The following is an 18,042-nucleotide window of genomic DNA, read 5'->3' as shown; positions in this document are numbered from 1 at the left end:
CCATGTTATCCAAACAACAGCTGATTACGGTCATTATGACTACTATTGCAGGACTGACTGCAGCTTACTTGCTTCATATTCCACTCCTTATTGGATTTGCACTCGGCTTCATCGTTCTTACATACTTATCTCGCCGGCAAGGCAACGCATGGACATCCCTGCTTCGTTATATGAGAGATGGCGCCAAGCACACACTGGGAGTAGCCTGGATTCTTATTATGGTTGGTCTCATGATCCCGGCATGGACCATAAGCGGAACAATTCCTTATCTCATTGAACAAGGATTGTCTTGGATTGAGCCTGCTTACATGACAACACTTACGTTCTGGTTCTCCACGATCTTCTCCATGCTGCTCGGGACATCAACTGGAACACTTAGTGCCGTGGGCATTCCTATGATGGGTGTGGCTGCTATTGCTGGCGTTCCCTTACCGCTTATGGCAGGGGCACTCATTTCAGGTGCATTTGTCGGAGACCGGACTTCGCCATTCTCCAGCACGCACCGTCTTGTCGCGGATTCAACAGGAACAAGTGTCGGTCGGCAATATTCAGCTCTCGTGCCTACTACGCTGCTTGCGTTGGCTTCAGCTACCGTATTCTTCATGTGGTTCGATACCCAGGGCAAGTGGACTGTACCCGAACAAGCTCTGCGCATGGAATCATTCCACAGCCACTTCACCTTTAGTCCGTGGTTGTTCGCACCTGCTGCTGTCTTAATTATTGCGATCGTATTCCGACTGCAAGCCCGCATCGCCTTTACCATGTCCATTATTGTCGCGCTCGTGATCGGTACATGGCTGCAAGGCGCGACGCCTGCAGAGTGGCTGAATGGATTCTTGTTCGGATATGAAAATGCCGAGCTCCCTTCTCTTCATACGAAGGGCGTGCTGCAAATGATAGAGCTTGTCCTATTTATTATGATCGCTGGCGCATTCAATGGCGTTTTAGAAGCTACTCGTTCATTAGAGCCATATATCGCCGCCTTTATCGGCCGGAACAGCTCCCTGCCAGGAGCAACCGTCCGGGTCGGCTTATTTGGATTGTCATTAACCCTTGTATCGTGCACGCAGACACTGCCGATTATGATGGCAGGACGGAGCGTGATGCCGCTGTGGTCGGAGCGTTTTCCCAAAGAACAACTGGCAAGAGTGATCGCGGACAGCGCGCTCGTCTTTGCCGCAATTATTCCTTGGAACTTGCTTGCAGTACTGTGCGGTACAATATTGGGCATTCCTGTCCATGCTTATGCACCGTTTGCAGTCTTCCTTTGGGTTACTCCAATTTGGACTCTGCTCGTGTCATGGATGATTCGGCACAAACGTCCACGCAAGCTGACGTCCGCACCTGCTTCAACGGTGCAAGGATTACAACCGTGACTCTATTGTAAGATCATGGCGAAGAGAATTGTCTAAAAAGCGACAACAATACAAATAAACCGGTTCTACTATGCCAGTAGGAACCGGTTTATTTATTTCTGCTTTTATCAGTTCAATACAGTGTGATATCGAATATGTGACTAAGCTTGCCTGCAGCCGATGTTCACGCTCTCTTGTCTTTCAAGCCGCAATTCCGAAGCTTCCCAATGTTCGCCAAGCTTATTGCTTGCCATGAGTAACCTGAACGGGATCCGAATTATTTCTTGCTCCGACCGCCTTAATAACAAAGCGGTAGCTTTGTTTAGAATCCACCTTCTTAAGCACATAACTATAATCGGCTTGACTTGGAAGGGCAGGGACATACAGACTCCAATTTTTCCCCACCTTATCATCCTGCTCATAAATTCGAAAACCTCTTACATCCGACGTAACAGCAGGAAGACTCCACGACAGAATTGCATTTCCGCTTTCGAACTTTAGGCTCGCTTTCTCTACTTTGGCAGGCTTGACGTCCGTTCTCTTGATGCTGTACTCATCGTACTTCTTAATTCCCTCGTTCTTTGCCGCCGTATAGGACGTGAATTTCAGAACATCATTCGATATCGAAACATCAGTGAACATCTTTTTGAACGGTTGTGCGTCAATGACTGCAAAATAATCGTCATACCCCGGATGTTTTTCGTAAAATTTTCCCCCTACTGAGTTTGTCATGAGGTATACGGTGCCTTTTGGATCGACTACATTTCCCTCTTTGTCCTTCACCACGTTTTTGATCGGCTTATCATTGAGCATTTGGTAGGATCGCATATACATATGGTCATGGGCTTCGAACACAATATCAATTCCCATCTCATCGAAAACGGGGATCAAGTATTTTTTGTAGAATCGGATACGGCCGTCTTCCCACTGTCCCGCATTGTCACCTGCCGAGTAAGGACCTTTGTGGAGCGAAACGAATTTCCATTTCTTATCGGTTCTCGCAACCTGATTTCTCATCCAATCCAATTGGGCGTTGAATTCGGGATCTACCCATTCCAATTCTCCTTTTTTATTCAATCCTCCCTCAAATTGAGAGTTAAATTGCATGAAGAGCGCGTCCCCGTATTCGAACGCGTATACAGAACCGTCATGAGTACCTTTTACAACATCCTTCGGCAAATGAAAATGGTTGTAGAAGTTGTTATTGTCCGTAGTTTCGTCTCCATCGTAGTCTTTCACCTCATGGCCGCCAAGCACAGGCACGAACGGCACTCGAGCAAATTCCTGTTGAGGGAGACCCAGAAACCACTGCCACTGCGATTCCAAATCACCATTGTCGACTAAATCCCCAGTTAATAGAAAGAACTTCGGATCCCCAATATGCTCGATCGCTCTGCGGAATGTATCCTGCCAGAGCTCGAATGTCGATTTGCTGGAGGCTTGCGAATCCGATCCTACGATAAAATGAAATTCCCGATTATCCGCTTGATCCGTCGTAAATGATCCGAGAGCCCCCCATCCATCCGCATCTCCGTTGCCTGCCCGATAATGATATAACGTTCCCGGCTTTAGATTATTGGCAATGACCTTATGGCTTGCGAATTTCGTTTTTTTATTGGAGGATCGATCGCCTTTTACCATGAATGTCTCGATAATGTCGGAACTCCCGGTATAAGTAATCGCCTTTGCTTCCGGAAATGCGCCGTTCACCATTTCGGAGGCTTCGACCACCTGCAGCTTTGTGCCGGTTATCTCCTTCGGCGTATACCAAGCAAACGCCAAGCTTGTCTTGGTATCTCCGTTAAAAGTCATGCTTAATAACTGCGGCGCCTTGAAAGAGCTGTTCGTTTTGGGTACCCCATAAACAACGATATCCTTGATCCGGCTTGAACCGGTGTCGCCGATCGAGCCGCTGCCTGCTACTCTGGAATCGGAGTTTACAACCCAACGAATATATAATTGCTCCTGATCGGCTGCTCCGCTTGGCAGCGCAATACCGTTTAACGATCCGGCAGAACTGTATTCCGTGCTAAGTACAAGCGCTCCTTTTTCAACGTCTGTCCATTTGGCCAAATCCGTGCTGATTTGAAGCTTGAAGTCCTTAGGCCCAGTACTGGAGGACTTCTGTTGCGAAGATACCGTAATTTGCTCCAGTCCTTTCGTCGACAAGGAGGCTAACCAAGCCTTCTTGCCTTTGCCCTTGTCCCATCCTTGATAACGGATGCTCTTTTCGCTCTCATCAAATGTAAATCCTTTTCTGGAGCTCCCGCCAACCTCTTGGGAAAGCGTAGCGGAGCCTTTGAATAAACCGGACGATGCATAGAAGGTGCCCGGATCGTTCTTTATGTTCGCAAATTCCCATTTGGCCGCAATCTCTGCACTTGCGGACGCATTCAATTCTTCCTGTGCGTAAGCAGAGCCCATGCTGGAAACTACCAGCATAACCGCTACCCATACCGAAAACACGCGATAACCATTCGTTAGCAAAAAACGCTTCCCCATTCCATCGCCTCTTTCCATTCAATAAATTAAATGCCTCGATATTGAATAAACAACAGGAAAATGCCAAAGCCAGTCACTTATATTATACATATTATGGAATAAATGGGCTATTGATTTATTCACTGTGCTGCCACACCGACACATCCTGTTCACTTGTTTTTTCGGTTCAATCTGATAGAATACGGGTAATTCTCAGATAACGCTCTTCATCGCAACAGCGCACAAACGCTGTATGCAGACACAGTCAGCAAGGAGGATACCTATGACTACTCTATATTCGGACACACGCGCGAACGCTAATGTCAAACAATCTATTTCCACACTTCAGAATCTTCTGGTGTCACTCACTCATCAAGAAGTCATTTCATGTCATCTCCCATTCATCGAGCATACGCTTTATCCTGAAAATTCGATTTTTATATATACAGAACAGCAGCTTCTTCATCCAGAATCCCCATTTCGTCTGAAGCGCAAGCTTCAAGAAGATGAGATCGTCATCGCCTATCTGGAATCCCGCGGATTGCTCGTAGCCGCAGGCTCAGAATCTGCATTGTCTAAAGCTTGCCTGAAGCTAGGCAGCTTGCTTGCGGAACAATGCGCAGCACTGACGCAGGCCGCGCGCCCTCGCTTAAAAGGAGTATTCTGGCGGGGTGTATCCCAAGATGTACATCCTCGCGCGATATAACCGGAAGTGAAAGCGCAATAAAGTTGGCATGCCGTATATCGTAAAGTCCGGAAAGCCCAATAAATACAAGAAGGCAAGCATCCAGAGCGATGCTTGCCTTCTATCGTAGGTAACTGCTTATCAGCGGTTTGCCTGTTATTCCGTTAGATGCCCGGAATCGGAGAGCGCTTGTGCTCTGTCTTCCGGTATTGGCGCTCGATTTTTTCACGTACGTCATCTGGAATTGCTTTGCCTTCGAGATAATCGCTATTATGCTCGTACGTAATGCCAAGCTCTTTCTCATCAGTTTGACCTTCCCACAAACCTGCTGTTGGCGCCTTGTCGATCACACTTGCTGGGACACCGATATGCTTGGCAAGCAAGCGAACCTGACGCTTGTTCAAGGATGACAATGGCGTAATATCCACTGCGCCATCTCCCCACTTTGTATAGAAGCCAGTCAACGCTTCAGATGCGTGATCCGTACCTACTACGAGCAAATTCATATCAAATGCAAGCGCGTATTGAACCACCATCCGCGTACGAGCCTTCATATTCCCTTTATTTGGAACACCCAGTGTGCGTGCATTCGGCAGCTGCTTAAGCGCTGCTTCTACCTCTTGAGCGGCTTCATCTACCGCTTTCGCAATATTCGTTTCTACCGTGTGCTGCAAATTGAATGCTTTCGCAGTAGCGTAACTGTCTGAAATATCCGCCTGCGTGCCATATGGCTGGAACACGCCAAGCGTCATATATTCCTTGCCCGTCTCCGCAGTCAATTCATCTGTCGCCTGCTTGCACAGTCCAGTTGCTACCGCACTGTCAATCCCGCCGCTAATCGCGATTAGAAGCCCATTCGTCCCTGTATTCAACACATACTGCTTCAAGAAGTCGACCCGCTTGCGCACCTCGGCATCTGGATCGATCTGTAGCTGTACATTGAAACGCTTAATAATCTCTTGCTGCAAACTCATGATTCCGTCCCCTTCCTACAAGCATCGGTGCTTGGCCTACAATTCTATAGAAATCCCCGCATCAGCTAGATGCGGGGCATTGTGAACTTAGCGGCAGAACTTATCGTACGCAGCTGTCAGATCAGCAGCGATCTCTTCAGCAGAACGATTCTCCACATTATGACGCTCAATAAAATGCACCAATTCGCCGTCCTTCATCAACGCAATCGATGGAGAAGAAGGCGGATACGGCGCAAAGTATTCGCGAGCCTTAGCCGTCGCTTCCTTGTCTTGCCCTGCAAATACCGTAAACAAGTGATCCGGTACAGCATCGTGCTCTAGCGACTTGCGCACACCTGGGCGGCACAGTCCAGCGGCACAACCGCATACTGAATTGACAACAACAAGAGCTGTTCCCTTCGCTGTAGCAAGCTTCTCTTCCACTTCCTCTGGTGTACGCAGCTCAATGCAGCCGATGGAAGTTAACTCGTCACGCATAGGTTGAACCATATCACGCATATATTGCTCAAAAGACATGGACATCCTTACTTCACTCCTAACTCTATAAATAATTCCGTTGCCAGTGGATGAGTACCATCGGACACTGTCGCTACTATTGTAACCACTTGTAGGGAAGTAAAGCAAGGGAAAGCCGAAACCGATATCGGTTCCGGCTCGCTGACTTCTGCCAGTTAGGCCCTCATTGCTGAGGAAGCTTGAAGCCCTTGGACATATCCTTTCTACGTAGAAGGACGGTTCGGGCCGTTCAACTTCTTATCGACTCCGCAGGTATCATTTGCAGCGCTGTTTTGCTTGTCTTGCTTGCGCTGTTCCTTTGAATCTTGGCTCATCGCATAGGCCTCCTTTTCACAAAGTCGGTTCTATTATGCGCAAGCTGGAATCGACCTATCCTTGTGAAGCTGGGGGCTCTCTCATTTCTGCCATCTTAGAGGCTTCATCCTGCACATCCTGATGCTGTATTTCTCGTTCCCTATAGCGAGTTACGAAGTATCCTGCCACTAGCATCGCACTGAAAATCCATTGATCCACAGTCAGGAAAAGCCATGGCGTTCCCTCCCCGTATGCATAACTTCCAAGCATTCCTACCACTCCACACACCACTAAGGTGATTTGCGCGTCAATTAACAAGCCCAACTTTCGCTGACGGGCCCATAGCAAGGCAAGGAGTACAATGCAGCCGAGTGTCTCTGCCGGCGGTATTCCCCCCACTTCGAAGCCGCTAATTTGCAGAAGCGGTGTAAATCCGGGAGCATGCCCGCCATTGATCGTATAGATCCAGCCATAAGCTGCAACATAAGTCAACATACTATGCGCAAGCAGATCGATCAGAACAGTATAAGACAGCTGATGTTTGCGTATGTATAAGGTCGTCCACACGATGATGCCGAGGATAAGCAGAATATTCCCCTCTGTGGAAGTGCCTGTTATGTACAGCAGCGAACGTGGCTGCTGCCACAAGATTGAAGGCGTATCCCACAAAAATCCGAATTTCTCATTGAGGATGATGACGAGGATAACTGTCATTGTCCAGTCTCCATAGCGTCGAGAGATGCCGCCTTCCGCCCGAGCCCGAAGCGTCATAGCCCCAGCTGCCAGAAGCAAAGCCAGCAGGCTGACGAGCAGTCCCCAATGAATCGTAATATTGCCAAGCTGCATGACGCTCACCTGATCCACCTCCAAGCTTCATATTAACGAAAGTCTATACGGGGTTCAATGCCTCTTCTTTATCCGGCTGCTGTAAATGATTCATCTGCACCTGTTGACTCCTGTTAGCGGTCTGTTCTGTTGCAGGAGTATGAAGGAATGAGCGAGCCTTCTCTGCGAGGCTAAAATTCACCTCAAAAACTGTTCCACCCTCTCCCGTATTCACCTTAATCGTTCCATCATGCTGCTCGACGATGCTCAGGCACAACGGCAGACCGAGACCAGTTCCTTTCGATTTCGTTGTATAGAATGGCTCGAACAGACGTCCGACGATATCGGCTGGAATACCCGGCCCTGTATCCTTGATACGAAGCTGTACGTGGTCTCCGTCTAGCCGCGTTTCGAGCGTAAGCACGCCTCCGGACATCATTTCCTCCATAGCTTCCATCGCATTGCGGGACAAATTGAGGATAAGCTGCTTCATCTCCTTTACATTTACTGGGAAAATCGGCACATCCTCTGAAAGCTTCAATGCTACTTCTTGCCCCCTCATATTGGCATCCGCCCATAGCAGCGGCGATAACTGACGGATAATATCATGAAGATGAACATGCTCTTTCTCTACAATTCGGTTCTGTGCTAATGCAAGAAAGTCATTAATAATGCTGTTCGCTCTATCGATCTCCTCCATAACGATTCGATAGTATTCTCTAAGATGGTCTGGACTTTTCTCTTGCAGCAGCTGCATGAATCCACGAATTACCGCCATTGGATTGCGAATCTCATGAGTGATGCTTGCTGCCATCTGCCCGACCAGACTCAATCGTTCCATTCTGCCCAGCTCTGCACGCAGCTTCGACAGTTCTGTTATATCATGCATCATTCCGACAGCACCGGTAATCGCTCCAGTTGCTTGACTACGAATTGCGCCGGCGCTCACTACGTATTCCCTTTCATCGAACCTAACCACGATACCTTCTACCTTCTCACCGCCGAGCGCACGATACATGCCTTCATATAAGGATGGAAAGTCTCCCACCTGCGTGACTAGACAGCGGAACGGACGACCAAGAATATCCCCCTTCGTCACGTAAGGCGCGGTATTCCGCATGCTGCGCAGCATCATATCATTAACTGCTGTAATATTCGTTTGTGCATCAACCGCAATGACACCGAGCGGTGTTGTATTAATCAGTTGATTCATCTTCTCTGCTTCCTCGCGGTATTTCGCGGAGACGATTTCATACCCTTGTTCAAGGAACAGCTTCTCCCTCGTTTCCTCCATATAATACACGACTAAGTAAGCAGTAAGAATAAAAGCCGCTCCCAGCATAATCATCAACAGAAGCACGCTTCCATTTATCACTCTTTCATGACTCCATAGCAGAACACCATAAACCACTGAATATAGAATGATTCCTGCAAAGGAAAAAGACAAAATAATAGCGACGCGTTGACGGAAGCCGGAATGACGGAAAGAATTAATAAAAGCAAACATTAGAGGGATCATATAAATGAGCGCATCGCTCCATAACTTCTGAGGATGTCCATCTTGATAAAAAAATCCAAGCATGCTCAAATAGAGCCCGATCATGAGCAGTCCAATTCGGTGCCCGCCATACATTACACCAAGCATAAAGGGTAAAAATCGAAAATCAAACGGCTGGGGTGTTTCCGTATAAAAGGAAAATACGATACAAAGCAGCATGGACACGGCAGAAGACAATCCAATGACGAGAGGAGCGCGTGGCACTCGCTCCGGCTTCATGGAGCATACTTGATAAGCAATCGCGGGTATGCAAGCAATAAGGCTTTGCAATAAGATTTCCTTAAGTGCTACGTACATACAGTTCTCCTCTTGATATGATAGAGATGGTAGGATTGGCTTGATTAAAGCATAAAATATTTGTCTTTTCAATGGAGCTGTTGAACGTTTTAGCGAAGTTTTAGTTTTTGCGATACAATAGGCTTCAGTACCCGAATACGCAGAGCGTATTTTAGACCTGTCAAAGGAGTATGAAATGGAAAGAACCGATGTTATCGTCGTGGGCGGCGGCCCCTCTGGTCTTATGGCTTCCATCTCCGCTGCGCGCAGTGGAGCCAAGGTGGTTCTCGTGGATAAGGGAGATCGACTTGGGCGCAAGCTGGCCATATCCGGCGGAGGACGCTGTAATGTGACGAACAATAAACCACTGGACGAGCTGATTCAGCATATCCCTGGAAACGGGAGGTTTTTGCACAGCGCGTTCAATCATTTCAATAATAAGGATATCATTGCGTTTTTTGAAAAGCTCGGGATTGCTTTAAAGGAAGAGGATAACGGCCGCATGTTCCCTGTGTCAGATAAAGCCAAAACGGTCGTTGAGTCGCTGCTAGGCGAAGTACGCCGATTAGGTGTATCGATTCGCGTTAATCAGCCTGTAGCCAATTTGTTATTCGAGGATGGCGCCGTCCAGGGGGTTTTCTTCAAGGATGGAACAACACTATATGCGAACGCAGTTGTATTGGCTACCGGAGGCAAGTCTGTTCCACATACAGGCTCTACAGGAGACGGCTACGCGTGGGCAGAAGCTGCCGGTCATACAATTACAGAGTTGTATCCGACAGAAGTACCGTTGACCTCCAACACGTATTTTATTCGCGAGAAGCTGCTGCAAGGCCTATCCTTGCGCAATATTCGCATTGCGGTATGGAACAGCAAAGGGAAGAAATTGATCGAGCATGAGGGCGACCTCCTCTTTACCCACTTCGGTATATCCGGCCCCGCTGCCCTTCGCTGCAGCCAATTCGTAGTGAAGGAATTGAAGCGCTCCGGACTTCAGACAGTCCAAGTCACTATCGATATAAAACCAGAGCTGTCGTTGGACGAGCTTGTCCGTGATTCGCTTCACATCTGTGCCCAAGAGCCGAAGAAAGCAATCAAGAATGTGCTTAAGCATATACTCCCTGAACGCATGATTCCACTGCTGCTTGAACAAACCGGTATCGATGAGGGAACAACCTATGACCACATTCCGAAGCAGCCATGGCAGGATATGTGTCGATTGATAAAGGCTTTCCCTGTGAAGATAAACGGGACGCTATCTATAGAGGAGGCCTTCGTAACTGGAGGCGGTGTGCATCTTAAGGAAATCGATCCGAAGACAATGCAATCAAAAATAATGCAAGGACTATACTTCTGTGGAGAAATACTAGACGTGCATGGTTATACGGGCGGCTATAACATAACAGCAGCCTTTGCAACCGGATATACAGCCGGTATGCACGCTGCCGTTCAAAACATGCATCAGTTCTAATCATGCGAACAGCCTGCTCAAGGGAGCAGGCTGTTCATCTTCTATCAGATATGGATGCCGCCCGGAAAATGATTCGTGGGCTCATCATCAAACATTCCATAAGCTTCCTCATCACGATGCGACAAGTCATCATGACTCGGGTTGCGTCTAACGGAAGCATATCGATCATCATCCGCCCAATCCTCATTGACCATATGAGCGGGGATTGGAATGTAATTCATACCATAGGCTTGATCCATCACAGACATCTCCGTCATATTCGCTTCATCTACAAGCTGACCGCCATGCGCCTCTGCTATTTCGAGCGCAGAGGTCAAATCCTGTTTATCGACATGAATATGCAGTACTGTGCCGCTGGCACTGTCGTAAGCAGGTGTGTAACCCAGCTCCTCCAGCGTATCAAACGCCAGTCTTGCACCTGCTGGATCCGAGAATCGGAACCGAATTGCAGTCGTATCTTGCATCCTCGTTCCTCCTATTCGAATATACTTCCTTTAATATACCCGTCCGCCAGAAGGAACATGCACATAATCTGGCTGCAATTGGCTGAACTCAGAAATGGAGGTAAATGGCGTCTATTCCTTAGAAAATACATTTCCTTCCGCTTCTTTCTCCTCCGCCAGCTTTTTCTTCTCCTTCCAGCCACGCATCATTACAATTACGGAGCCGATATAGGCAGCCATTAGACCACCGCCCGCAATATATAAAGGCAGCATAATCGGTGAGGCGGCAAGACCTGCCGCAAGCCCCCACAGCGCACCCGGCACCGCGCATAATACACGTGCCATATGTGCCGATGCCTGCTGCAGACTCTCCGAGCGAAAACGGAACATCGACGCAACGTCACCTTCTATGAACTCCTTCCAGTACAGACTTAGCCAGTATCCAAGGATGACGCACAATACTGGTCCAATCAGTATGAACAGTCCATGAAGCGATGTGATGAAGGATGCCGTTACTCCAACCAACAGCAGCTGCAAATAAAACTTGCGCTTTGTTCCGCTTCGAAGAAGAGATTTGACGGCAATTGCCCCAATGAGGCGCCCTGAATCGTTGGTGCTCATGATGTAGCCTGATTTCGGAAACAGCAATGGTCGTGTCCGCTTGCGCCGCTGCGGCTTCTCCACACTTCGCGATAGCAGCAAGGCAGTCAGGCGCATCTTGGCCTCCCCTTCCCGCTCGACATCTTGTTCGAATGTATGCTGGACATGGATACGCCAGCGAACTAACGGAACGCTGATGAACAAAAGCACCACACCATAAACGAATACGACACTGATATTAAATTGCAGCGAGTACAAGATGATGCCAAACAATACGATAGCAACTAAGGCTATAATCAAATCGATCAACAATCGCTTCCATCCTGAATAGACGGCATTATTATAGTTGCGTATAAGTCCAGCTAAGAAGGACAAACAGCAGACCGTAAAGCCTATCACGATTAAGTCTATAGGGAGGAAAGCATAACCGCGAATGAGCCAAGGTGCAAGCAGCAATAGGATAGCTGCGGTTATGATTGCACTTCGCAACAGATATTGACATAGCCCAAAGCGAACAAGCGGGTACCACCAATGAGGACGCTGTCGCAGAAATAAAATATCTCCACCCTCAACCCATGTACGAAGTGTCCCGCTTAAGATGGGCAGCACAAGTGGCAGCAGCCAGACTACAATAGACAGCTTCAACCACGCGGCGTCCAGTGGTTCAACCCACCAGCCCCAATAGAATTTCATCCCAAGCAGCAGTATCGGAACAACAATATATAGCCATACTGTCCAATCCAATGCGATTCGCAGCGCTCTCCACTGATACACTGTATTCGCGCAAAATCGACGGAAGGCAAGCGTTCGTGGTGATGTTACCTTCATCGTAGACAATGGGCGAGTTGGAAGAATCCTTTCCTCATTGTCCATTATGTCAACACCTCAAAACAATCGAATAATGTCCCATCCGGCAGGCCGCTTATTTGCCGCACTTCTTCAAATGTTCCCCGTGCCACAACACTGCCCTGATGCAGCAGAATGAAGCTGTCACACACACGTTCTGCGGTGTCGAGTACATGCGTACTCATAAGCACACCCGCTCCACGCTTGCGCTCCTCCTCCAGCATACGTAGAAATTTCCTTGTTGCACGCGGATCCAAGCCAATGAAAGGCTCGTCTACGATGTACAAAGAGGGTTTCAGCATGAAGGCGATTATCAGCATCAACTTCTGCTGCATTCCCTTCGAGAAGCTCGTCGGAAAGTGATGCTTCACCTCTGTCATCTGAAATTCTTTCAGCAAATACTCAGCCTGCTTCTCAAACTGTTCACGCGGCAGATCATGTGCAGAAGCAGCAAGCTCTATATGCTCCCATAATGTCATAGAATCATAAAGTACGGGCTGTTCCGGCACGTATGCATACGTGCCATTGCCATCCCCTATCCGTACAATCCCTTCGACATCCCGCATAATGCCTAGCACAGACTTGATAGTGGTGCTTTTCCCCGCTCCATTAGGTCCAATAAGACCAACTAATTGTCCCGCTTCTACTTGAAATGCAATGTTATTTATTTTGGATTCGCCCTTTTCATATCCTGCAGATCGTATCCTTGCATCAAGAACAACCATGGGATCTCCCCCTTATTCTTAGATCTAGCCCTATTCCCCATCATATCTTACTCCTAGCCATCAGTTTACTCTATCAACGAGAATCTTGCACATATCCATATCTCGATGAAATGCCATAAAAATTCATTCAAAATGGCCCTCAACAACCATTTTGAAGTCTGAGCACACCTGAGCAAGGAAAAACGCCCACCCTAAATTTGAACAATTCAAAATTTTTTTGTTCAGTCTTTCACAAGTGTGACAAATGACATTTAATCTCCCGTCACCTTCGATATACGATGATAGGGTAAACCAAGTAATGAGGGGGATTCGTATGTCTGAACGAATCGATCACGAGACCGAAGCTGCCTTGCACCTATTCCGTGTCTTCTCCAAAGCATTCAAAAGCGTTACGGATCACTCAGCCGCCGGGTGCAAAGTCGAAGGATACAACCCAACTGATTTTGCTGTACTTGAAATGCTTTATCATAAAGGGCCTCAGCCCATTCAACAAATCGGTTCTAAGCTCCTGCTTCAGAGCGGCAACGTTACGTATGTCATTGATAAGCTGGAACGCAACGGCTTGCTTCGCCGCCATCCTTGTTCGACTGATCGACGTGTCATTTTTGCCGAGCTGACAGATAAAGGACGTGAGGAAATGCGAGGGGTATTCCCGAAGCATTCCATACTGCTGAAGCGTGCCATGAGCGGTCTGACACTTGAAGAAAAGAACGATGCTATTCAACTGCTCAAAAAGCTTGGGATACAAGCTGAACGGCTGAGTCTGGTCACAAAGAAGGGGTCATAATCACCCATTGCAATAATGGGCCACAACAACAGGCAAAGGCGGAAGAGATTATACTCTTCCGCCTTTGCCATTTATGACGTAATGTCCATTGTTTTGAACAACGCACGTGAATATTGTAATATGACACGCCTCTCTTGCTGCAGTCCCTGTTCAATCAATTTCTCAATCTGATTAAGAATCACATCCGGCAATGTATTATTCTCAATTCCTCTCTGCTTTACACTGCGGTACCATTCGGCTGCCTGCTTATCGAGAGGGGTTGGTCGGAACTCTTTCATCTTCGAAGCCAGCTCCATATATAATCGGTCTGCCTGCTGCCCACCTAGAAACTGACTATGGCGTTCTTGATCCAGCAATACCTTGCGAGAAGGCAAATAAGCAGCCACTGTCGAATCATCTGTCACTCCGTAAAATACACTCTTCATGAACGACCATGCCAGCTCCTTATTTCTAGCCTGTTCAGGCATAATGAGCGACGAGCCTGTGTAATAGCCATACAGTTTCATTGGCAGTCGTGTCGCTCTCCACAATCCTTTCGTATGCGGAGCCCACTCCTCCAATTGCCGCTCCCCCCAAGATCCTAAGTACACCATGGCCAGTTTCCCTTTCCTAAGCGCTTCGGTTCCCGCTTCTGTCCACACCCCTACATTGGCATCCAGCCCTTGCACATTTACACGCTGTGACAAAAGCAACCCTTGGGCAATCATTGCATTGTTTCGATTAAATTGAAGGCGGCTGTTTAATAGCGGGAACATCGACTCATACCATTGCAGCGGCTCACGATCCCATTGCAGCAGGTAAATTCCATGCTCCTTCAGCCGCTTCGCCATTGCAAGCCATCGATCTGGATCCTCCATGTAAAGAGCTAGCTTTTCTGGCTCTGAAGGGAACCCGTAACGCTCCATAATATCCTTGCGATAAAAGGTGACGAGCGGCGAAGTTGTAATCGGAAGGGCAATGAGATGCTTGTTATCATAGGATAATCCCGTGTCCCATAAGTCTGGAGATATATCAGGCTTCAATTCGCTCGCTTGAAAAGGGGGGGCGTTTAAGTCAACCAAGCCCTGTATCCCATTGAATTCCCCCAGAAATTCATGGCCTACCTCCATCACATCCGGTGCATATCCCTGCTCCAAGGCGTCCAAGTAGGCTTCCGCATGATCCTTATATGAGAACCGCTTCACATTTACGGTTACCCCTGGATGCGCGGCTTCAAATTTCTTGGCATAGTCGGCGTACTGTTCTTCGAAGCACCATACCGTAATCGATAAAGGCGGCTTAGCCTCCGCGATGTGCTCATCATCAGCCTGCACCTGATGCATAATCGAAGGTTGTTCATCACACCCGGAAGCCGTAAATAGAAATAGGATCAAAAATGATAACATCTTAATTTTATGAAATGATAAGCCCTTTCTTTTCACGAATCAACCCCCATATGCTGCAATTGAGTCTGGGCGACTTCTTAGCTGGCTAGAAAAGTCAGGGAATCTGGCAGCGAACTCATCGGCCGCAAGAGGAGGGCTAATATAATAGCCTTGAAATTGCTTGCAGCCTAGCGCTATCAACTGATCGAGCTCTTGGGAGGTTTCAATTCCTTCAGCGGTTACTTTCAGATTCATGCTGTCTCCCATTTGAATGATCGCCTGTACTATCGAGGCGTTCACTTTATCGGCGAATAGATGCCTTACGAAGGAACGATCAATTTTCAGAACATGCACTGGCAATGTTCTTAGACGATGCAGCGAGGAATAACCGGTACCGAAATCATCAATTCCAATCTGTACACCTCGCCTCTTCAAATTGCTTAATACCTCATTGACCTGTTCAATTGATTTACTCATATATCCTTCGGTTATTTCTAAAATCAAATCACTCGGATAAAGTTCATAGTCTCTAATAATTCGATCAATGGTACTTACAAAGTCCTGTACGAGCAACTGCCTTAATGAAACGTTAATCGATAATTGAAAGCTGGGCATGCCCGCATCCATCCACATTCGATACTGCATGCAAGCAGTCCGCAGCACCCATTCGCCAATCGGCACAATGAGACCTGTTTCTTCTGCGACCGGAATGAATTGTGCCGGCGAGATGAAGCCGCCCTCTTCAGGTAACCAGCGAAGGAGCACCTCTGCTCCCGTGACTTCTCCAGATACATCAACAATCGGTTGATAGTGAAGCAGCATTTCTCGACGCTGCAAGGCTTTATACAATCGAGTTTCCATAAACATGCGCTCAGGATGCAATTGCGGCTGCAGTTCATCATAGAACACTACTGAATGGCCTCCTCCGTCTTTGGCCGCATACATGGCTGTATCAGCCTGCTTCAGCAGATCCGTATAGGCGTGTCCATTATCCGGGTATAAGGAAACACCGATGCTGGCGGAGACGAACAGCTCATGACTCTGTACGTGGAAGCTTTCCCGAAGCCGGTGCAGGATCCGATTTGCTACTGCGCTGATCTCCTCCCTGGAGCTGTCCTCCAGCATAATGATGAACTCATCCCCTCCATATCTCGAAGATAAATGACGTCCGGACAGCTTGGACAGACAATCAGACAAGCGCTGCGCAACTTGTACGAGCAGCATATCCCCCACATTGTGGCCAAGCGAATCATTAATATGCTTGAATCGATCAATATCGATGAACATCAGTGCCAGGGAGCTCGCCTTGTTCTCTGCAGCGTCCAAAGCTCTCTCCACATTCATCGTAAAGAAATGACGATTGGGAAGCTGGGTCAATGTATCATAATATGCGATATGCTGCAGCCTCTCTTCCGATAGTTCCAGCATCTTTGTTTGATCCAGCAGCTTCTCATTCATGCGCAGCAATTCCTTGAACACTTCAGTTAAGCGATCACCCATCGCGCGGAAGTTGAGTGCCAAGGAGCGAATTTCCCCGATTCGAATACACGGCCACTTAACAGAAATATCTTTCAGCAATCGATGGTGCATGCCCGCTGTCGCTTTTTCCAGATCACCGAGTGAACGGACAATGAAGCGGCTTACAGCAAGAGATACCCCGGTAGCAAGCAGGCAGACCATGAACAGCATAAGAAATTTGCGCAAATACACATCTATCGTCGTTTGCAAAAAATAGGAGATTGGAATAAAGCCAACCACCTTGGCGATCGGATGATCTGTCAGCCTATCCTCCAGTACATAATAACCGTCATTCCACCTCCTTGTTCCATAATCATAATTTCGATCCGGAGGCAGTATGCGGGAAAAGGAAGATCTCACTCCATAAGCATCTGTTCTCATCTGCGAATGATTGGCAGGCACGCGGACAGGAGACTTGTTAGGGACATTGTCACCCACATACCCACCATTTCGTTCGAACCATACCTCATCACTAGATGCGACTAACTGACCCCTTCTATTATAAGCAGCCAGCTTCAACAATCCGTTCTGGGAATGGAGCTTTAGGTTATCGCGAAGCTTTCCCGTCTCCATAATCGATCCGAGGTTAATGCCTTGGCGCTCCTTCTTCCCCATCCCCAATAAAGTATCCGTAATTTGAGCGGTCTGCAATTCGATTCTTGTGATGGAATCCCGCTCGATATCTCGCTGCATATCACGGCTATCGATTAACATATTCAGCAGGAATGGAATAAATACAATTGCGACGGAGAGATGCATCAACAGTTGATTGAGATACACTGACTTCGTTCGCAAGTCAGGCATCAGCCGCTTCCATGGCATGTAAGTAACGACCACATCTGCGATTAAAGCATTCAATAGTCCGCTCATCGCGAACATAAAATATTGAAGCAATGCCTCTGCATTGAATTCGTTCGTCTGCAAGTAAAATAACATCACTGCAAGCGGAGCACCAATTCCAAACCAAAACAGACTGTCCCAAAGGAGAAGAAGTCCTCTCTTCCGTTCATACATATATCCAACCAAAATCATTTCCAATCCAATAAGCAGCAATATAAATGAGCCATTACCAGAAAAATAGAAGCCTAGTCCAACAATAAGCGCCATAATTGCCGCCCAATGCGAACCGTACAGAACAAGCATAATGAGCAGAGTGGCTCCGCACAGCATGAATTCTGCACCGTATGAAAATTCGAGCCCAATGACAGAGAACACTGCAGTGAGAACGGTCAGTATCACGAACAGCATACTTGTGCGCAGCGAAGCCAACGGGTGTAACGTACGTGACATGGCAGAGTGACTCCTTTACAGTTGGAAGCAGTTC

Annotated in this window: 15 protein-coding genes; 4 read left to right on the top strand and 11 right to left on the bottom strand. The window is 47.7% G+C overall.

What is annotated here, in order from left to right:
* Nucleotides 1–2: 2 nt before the first annotated feature.
* Nucleotides 3–1,376 (top strand): Na+/H+ antiporter NhaC family protein, encoded by a 1,374-nt coding sequence (locus NO352_RS24170; protein ID WP_005543355.1) that lies wholly within the window; start codon nucleotides 3–5, stop codon nucleotides 1,374–1,376.
* Nucleotides 1,377–1,595: 219 nt separating this feature from the next.
* Here the strand turns inward: NO352_RS24170 and NO352_RS24165 are convergent, their stop codons facing one another.
* Entirely contained in the window at nucleotides 1,596–3,857 is a 2,262-nt protein-coding gene (locus NO352_RS24165) for a purple acid phosphatase family protein (protein ID WP_289356954.1), read from the bottom strand.
* 262 nt (nucleotides 3,858–4,119) lie between these two features.
* Here NO352_RS24165 and NO352_RS24160 point away from each other — a divergent pair, with 262 nt between their 5' ends.
* Complete coding sequence (locus NO352_RS24160) at nucleotides 4,120–4,542, top strand: hypothetical protein (protein ID WP_005543358.1); 423 nt, start codon at nucleotides 4,120–4,122, stop codon at nucleotides 4,540–4,542.
* Nucleotides 4,543–4,685: 143 nt separating this feature from the next.
* Here NO352_RS24160 and nadE read toward each other — a convergent pair whose 3' ends face one another.
* The 5 genes from nadE to NO352_RS24135 form a co-directional block, all read right to left on the bottom strand.
* On the bottom strand, nucleotides 4,686–5,495 hold the full coding sequence (gene nadE, locus NO352_RS24155; RefSeq protein WP_289356953.1) for an ammonia-dependent NAD(+) synthetase: 810 nt from the start codon (nucleotides 5,493–5,495) through the stop codon (nucleotides 4,686–4,688).
* Nucleotides 5,496–5,582: 87 nt separating this feature from the next.
* Nucleotides 5,583–6,017 carry a BrxA/BrxB family bacilliredoxin gene (locus NO352_RS24150; RefSeq protein ID WP_005543360.1) on the bottom strand — a complete coding sequence of 145 codons (435 nt, stop codon included), beginning with the start codon at nucleotides 6,015–6,017 and terminating at the stop codon, nucleotides 5,583–5,585.
* A gap of 197 nt (nucleotides 6,018–6,214) precedes the next feature.
* The gene (locus NO352_RS24145; protein WP_005543361.1) at nucleotides 6,215–6,325 is read right to left on the bottom strand and encodes a hypothetical protein; all 111 of its coding nucleotides are present in this window, start codon (nucleotides 6,323–6,325) and stop codon (nucleotides 6,215–6,217) included.
* Between the two features lie 55 nt (nucleotides 6,326–6,380).
* Nucleotides 6,381–7,151, bottom strand: coding sequence for a hypothetical protein (locus tag NO352_RS24140; RefSeq protein WP_278000066.1), 771 nt, complete (start codon nucleotides 7,149–7,151; stop codon nucleotides 6,381–6,383).
* A 43-nt stretch (nucleotides 7,152–7,194) separates the two neighbouring features.
* Nucleotides 7,195–8,985: an ATP-binding protein gene (locus tag NO352_RS24135; RefSeq protein ID WP_289356952.1), complete on the bottom strand. Its 1,791-nt coding sequence runs from the start codon at nucleotides 8,983–8,985 to the stop codon at nucleotides 7,195–7,197.
* Nucleotides 8,986–9,160: 175 nt separating this feature from the next.
* Here NO352_RS24135 and NO352_RS24130 point away from each other — a divergent pair, with 175 nt between their 5' ends.
* Nucleotides 9,161–10,435, top strand: coding sequence for a BaiN/RdsA family NAD(P)/FAD-dependent oxidoreductase (locus NO352_RS24130; RefSeq protein ID WP_268620923.1), 1,275 nt, complete (start codon nucleotides 9,161–9,163; stop codon nucleotides 10,433–10,435).
* A 44-nt stretch (nucleotides 10,436–10,479) separates the two neighbouring features.
* Here NO352_RS24130 and NO352_RS24125 read toward each other — a convergent pair whose 3' ends face one another.
* The 3 genes from NO352_RS24125 to NO352_RS24115 form a co-directional block, all read right to left on the bottom strand.
* On the bottom strand, nucleotides 10,480–10,899 hold the full coding sequence (locus NO352_RS24125; RefSeq protein WP_005543367.1) for a hypothetical protein: 420 nt from the start codon (nucleotides 10,897–10,899) through the stop codon (nucleotides 10,480–10,482).
* Between the two features lie 111 nt (nucleotides 10,900–11,010).
* Nucleotides 11,011–12,351, bottom strand: coding sequence for an ABC transporter permease (locus NO352_RS24120; protein WP_289356951.1), 1,341 nt, complete (start codon nucleotides 12,349–12,351; stop codon nucleotides 11,011–11,013).
* Nucleotides 12,351–13,049 (bottom strand): ABC transporter ATP-binding protein, encoded by a 699-nt coding sequence (locus NO352_RS24115; protein WP_289356950.1) that lies wholly within the window; start codon nucleotides 13,047–13,049, stop codon nucleotides 12,351–12,353. The genes NO352_RS24120 and NO352_RS24115 overlap by 1 nt, the downstream gene beginning before the upstream one ends.
* 313 nt (nucleotides 13,050–13,362) lie before the next feature.
* Between NO352_RS24115 and NO352_RS24110 the strand changes: the two genes are divergently transcribed.
* Entirely contained in the window at nucleotides 13,363–13,836 is a 474-nt protein-coding gene (locus tag NO352_RS24110) for a MarR family winged helix-turn-helix transcriptional regulator (RefSeq protein WP_005543371.1), read from the top strand.
* Nucleotides 13,837–13,907: 71 nt separating this feature from the next.
* Here the strand turns inward: NO352_RS24110 and NO352_RS24105 are convergent, their stop codons facing one another.
* Together NO352_RS24105 and NO352_RS24100 are read right to left on the bottom strand one after the other, a co-directional pair.
* Nucleotides 13,908–15,257 carry an ABC transporter substrate-binding protein gene (locus tag NO352_RS24105; protein ID WP_289356949.1) on the bottom strand — a complete coding sequence of 450 codons (1,350 nt, stop codon included), beginning with the start codon at nucleotides 15,255–15,257 and terminating at the stop codon, nucleotides 13,908–13,910.
* A 3-nt stretch (nucleotides 15,258–15,260) separates the two neighbouring features.
* Entirely contained in the window at nucleotides 15,261–18,008 is a 2,748-nt protein-coding gene (locus NO352_RS24100) for an EAL domain-containing protein (protein WP_289356948.1), read from the bottom strand.
* Nucleotides 18,009–18,042: the final 34 nt, after the last annotated feature.

Source organism: Paenibacillus sp. S-12 (genome assembly GCF_030363895.1).
Lineage (GTDB): Bacteria > Bacillota > Bacilli > Paenibacillales > Paenibacillaceae > Paenibacillus_B > Paenibacillus_B alvei.
Note: the sequence above shows the minus strand (reverse complement) of the source record. Positions and strands in the feature narration are given on the sequence as shown.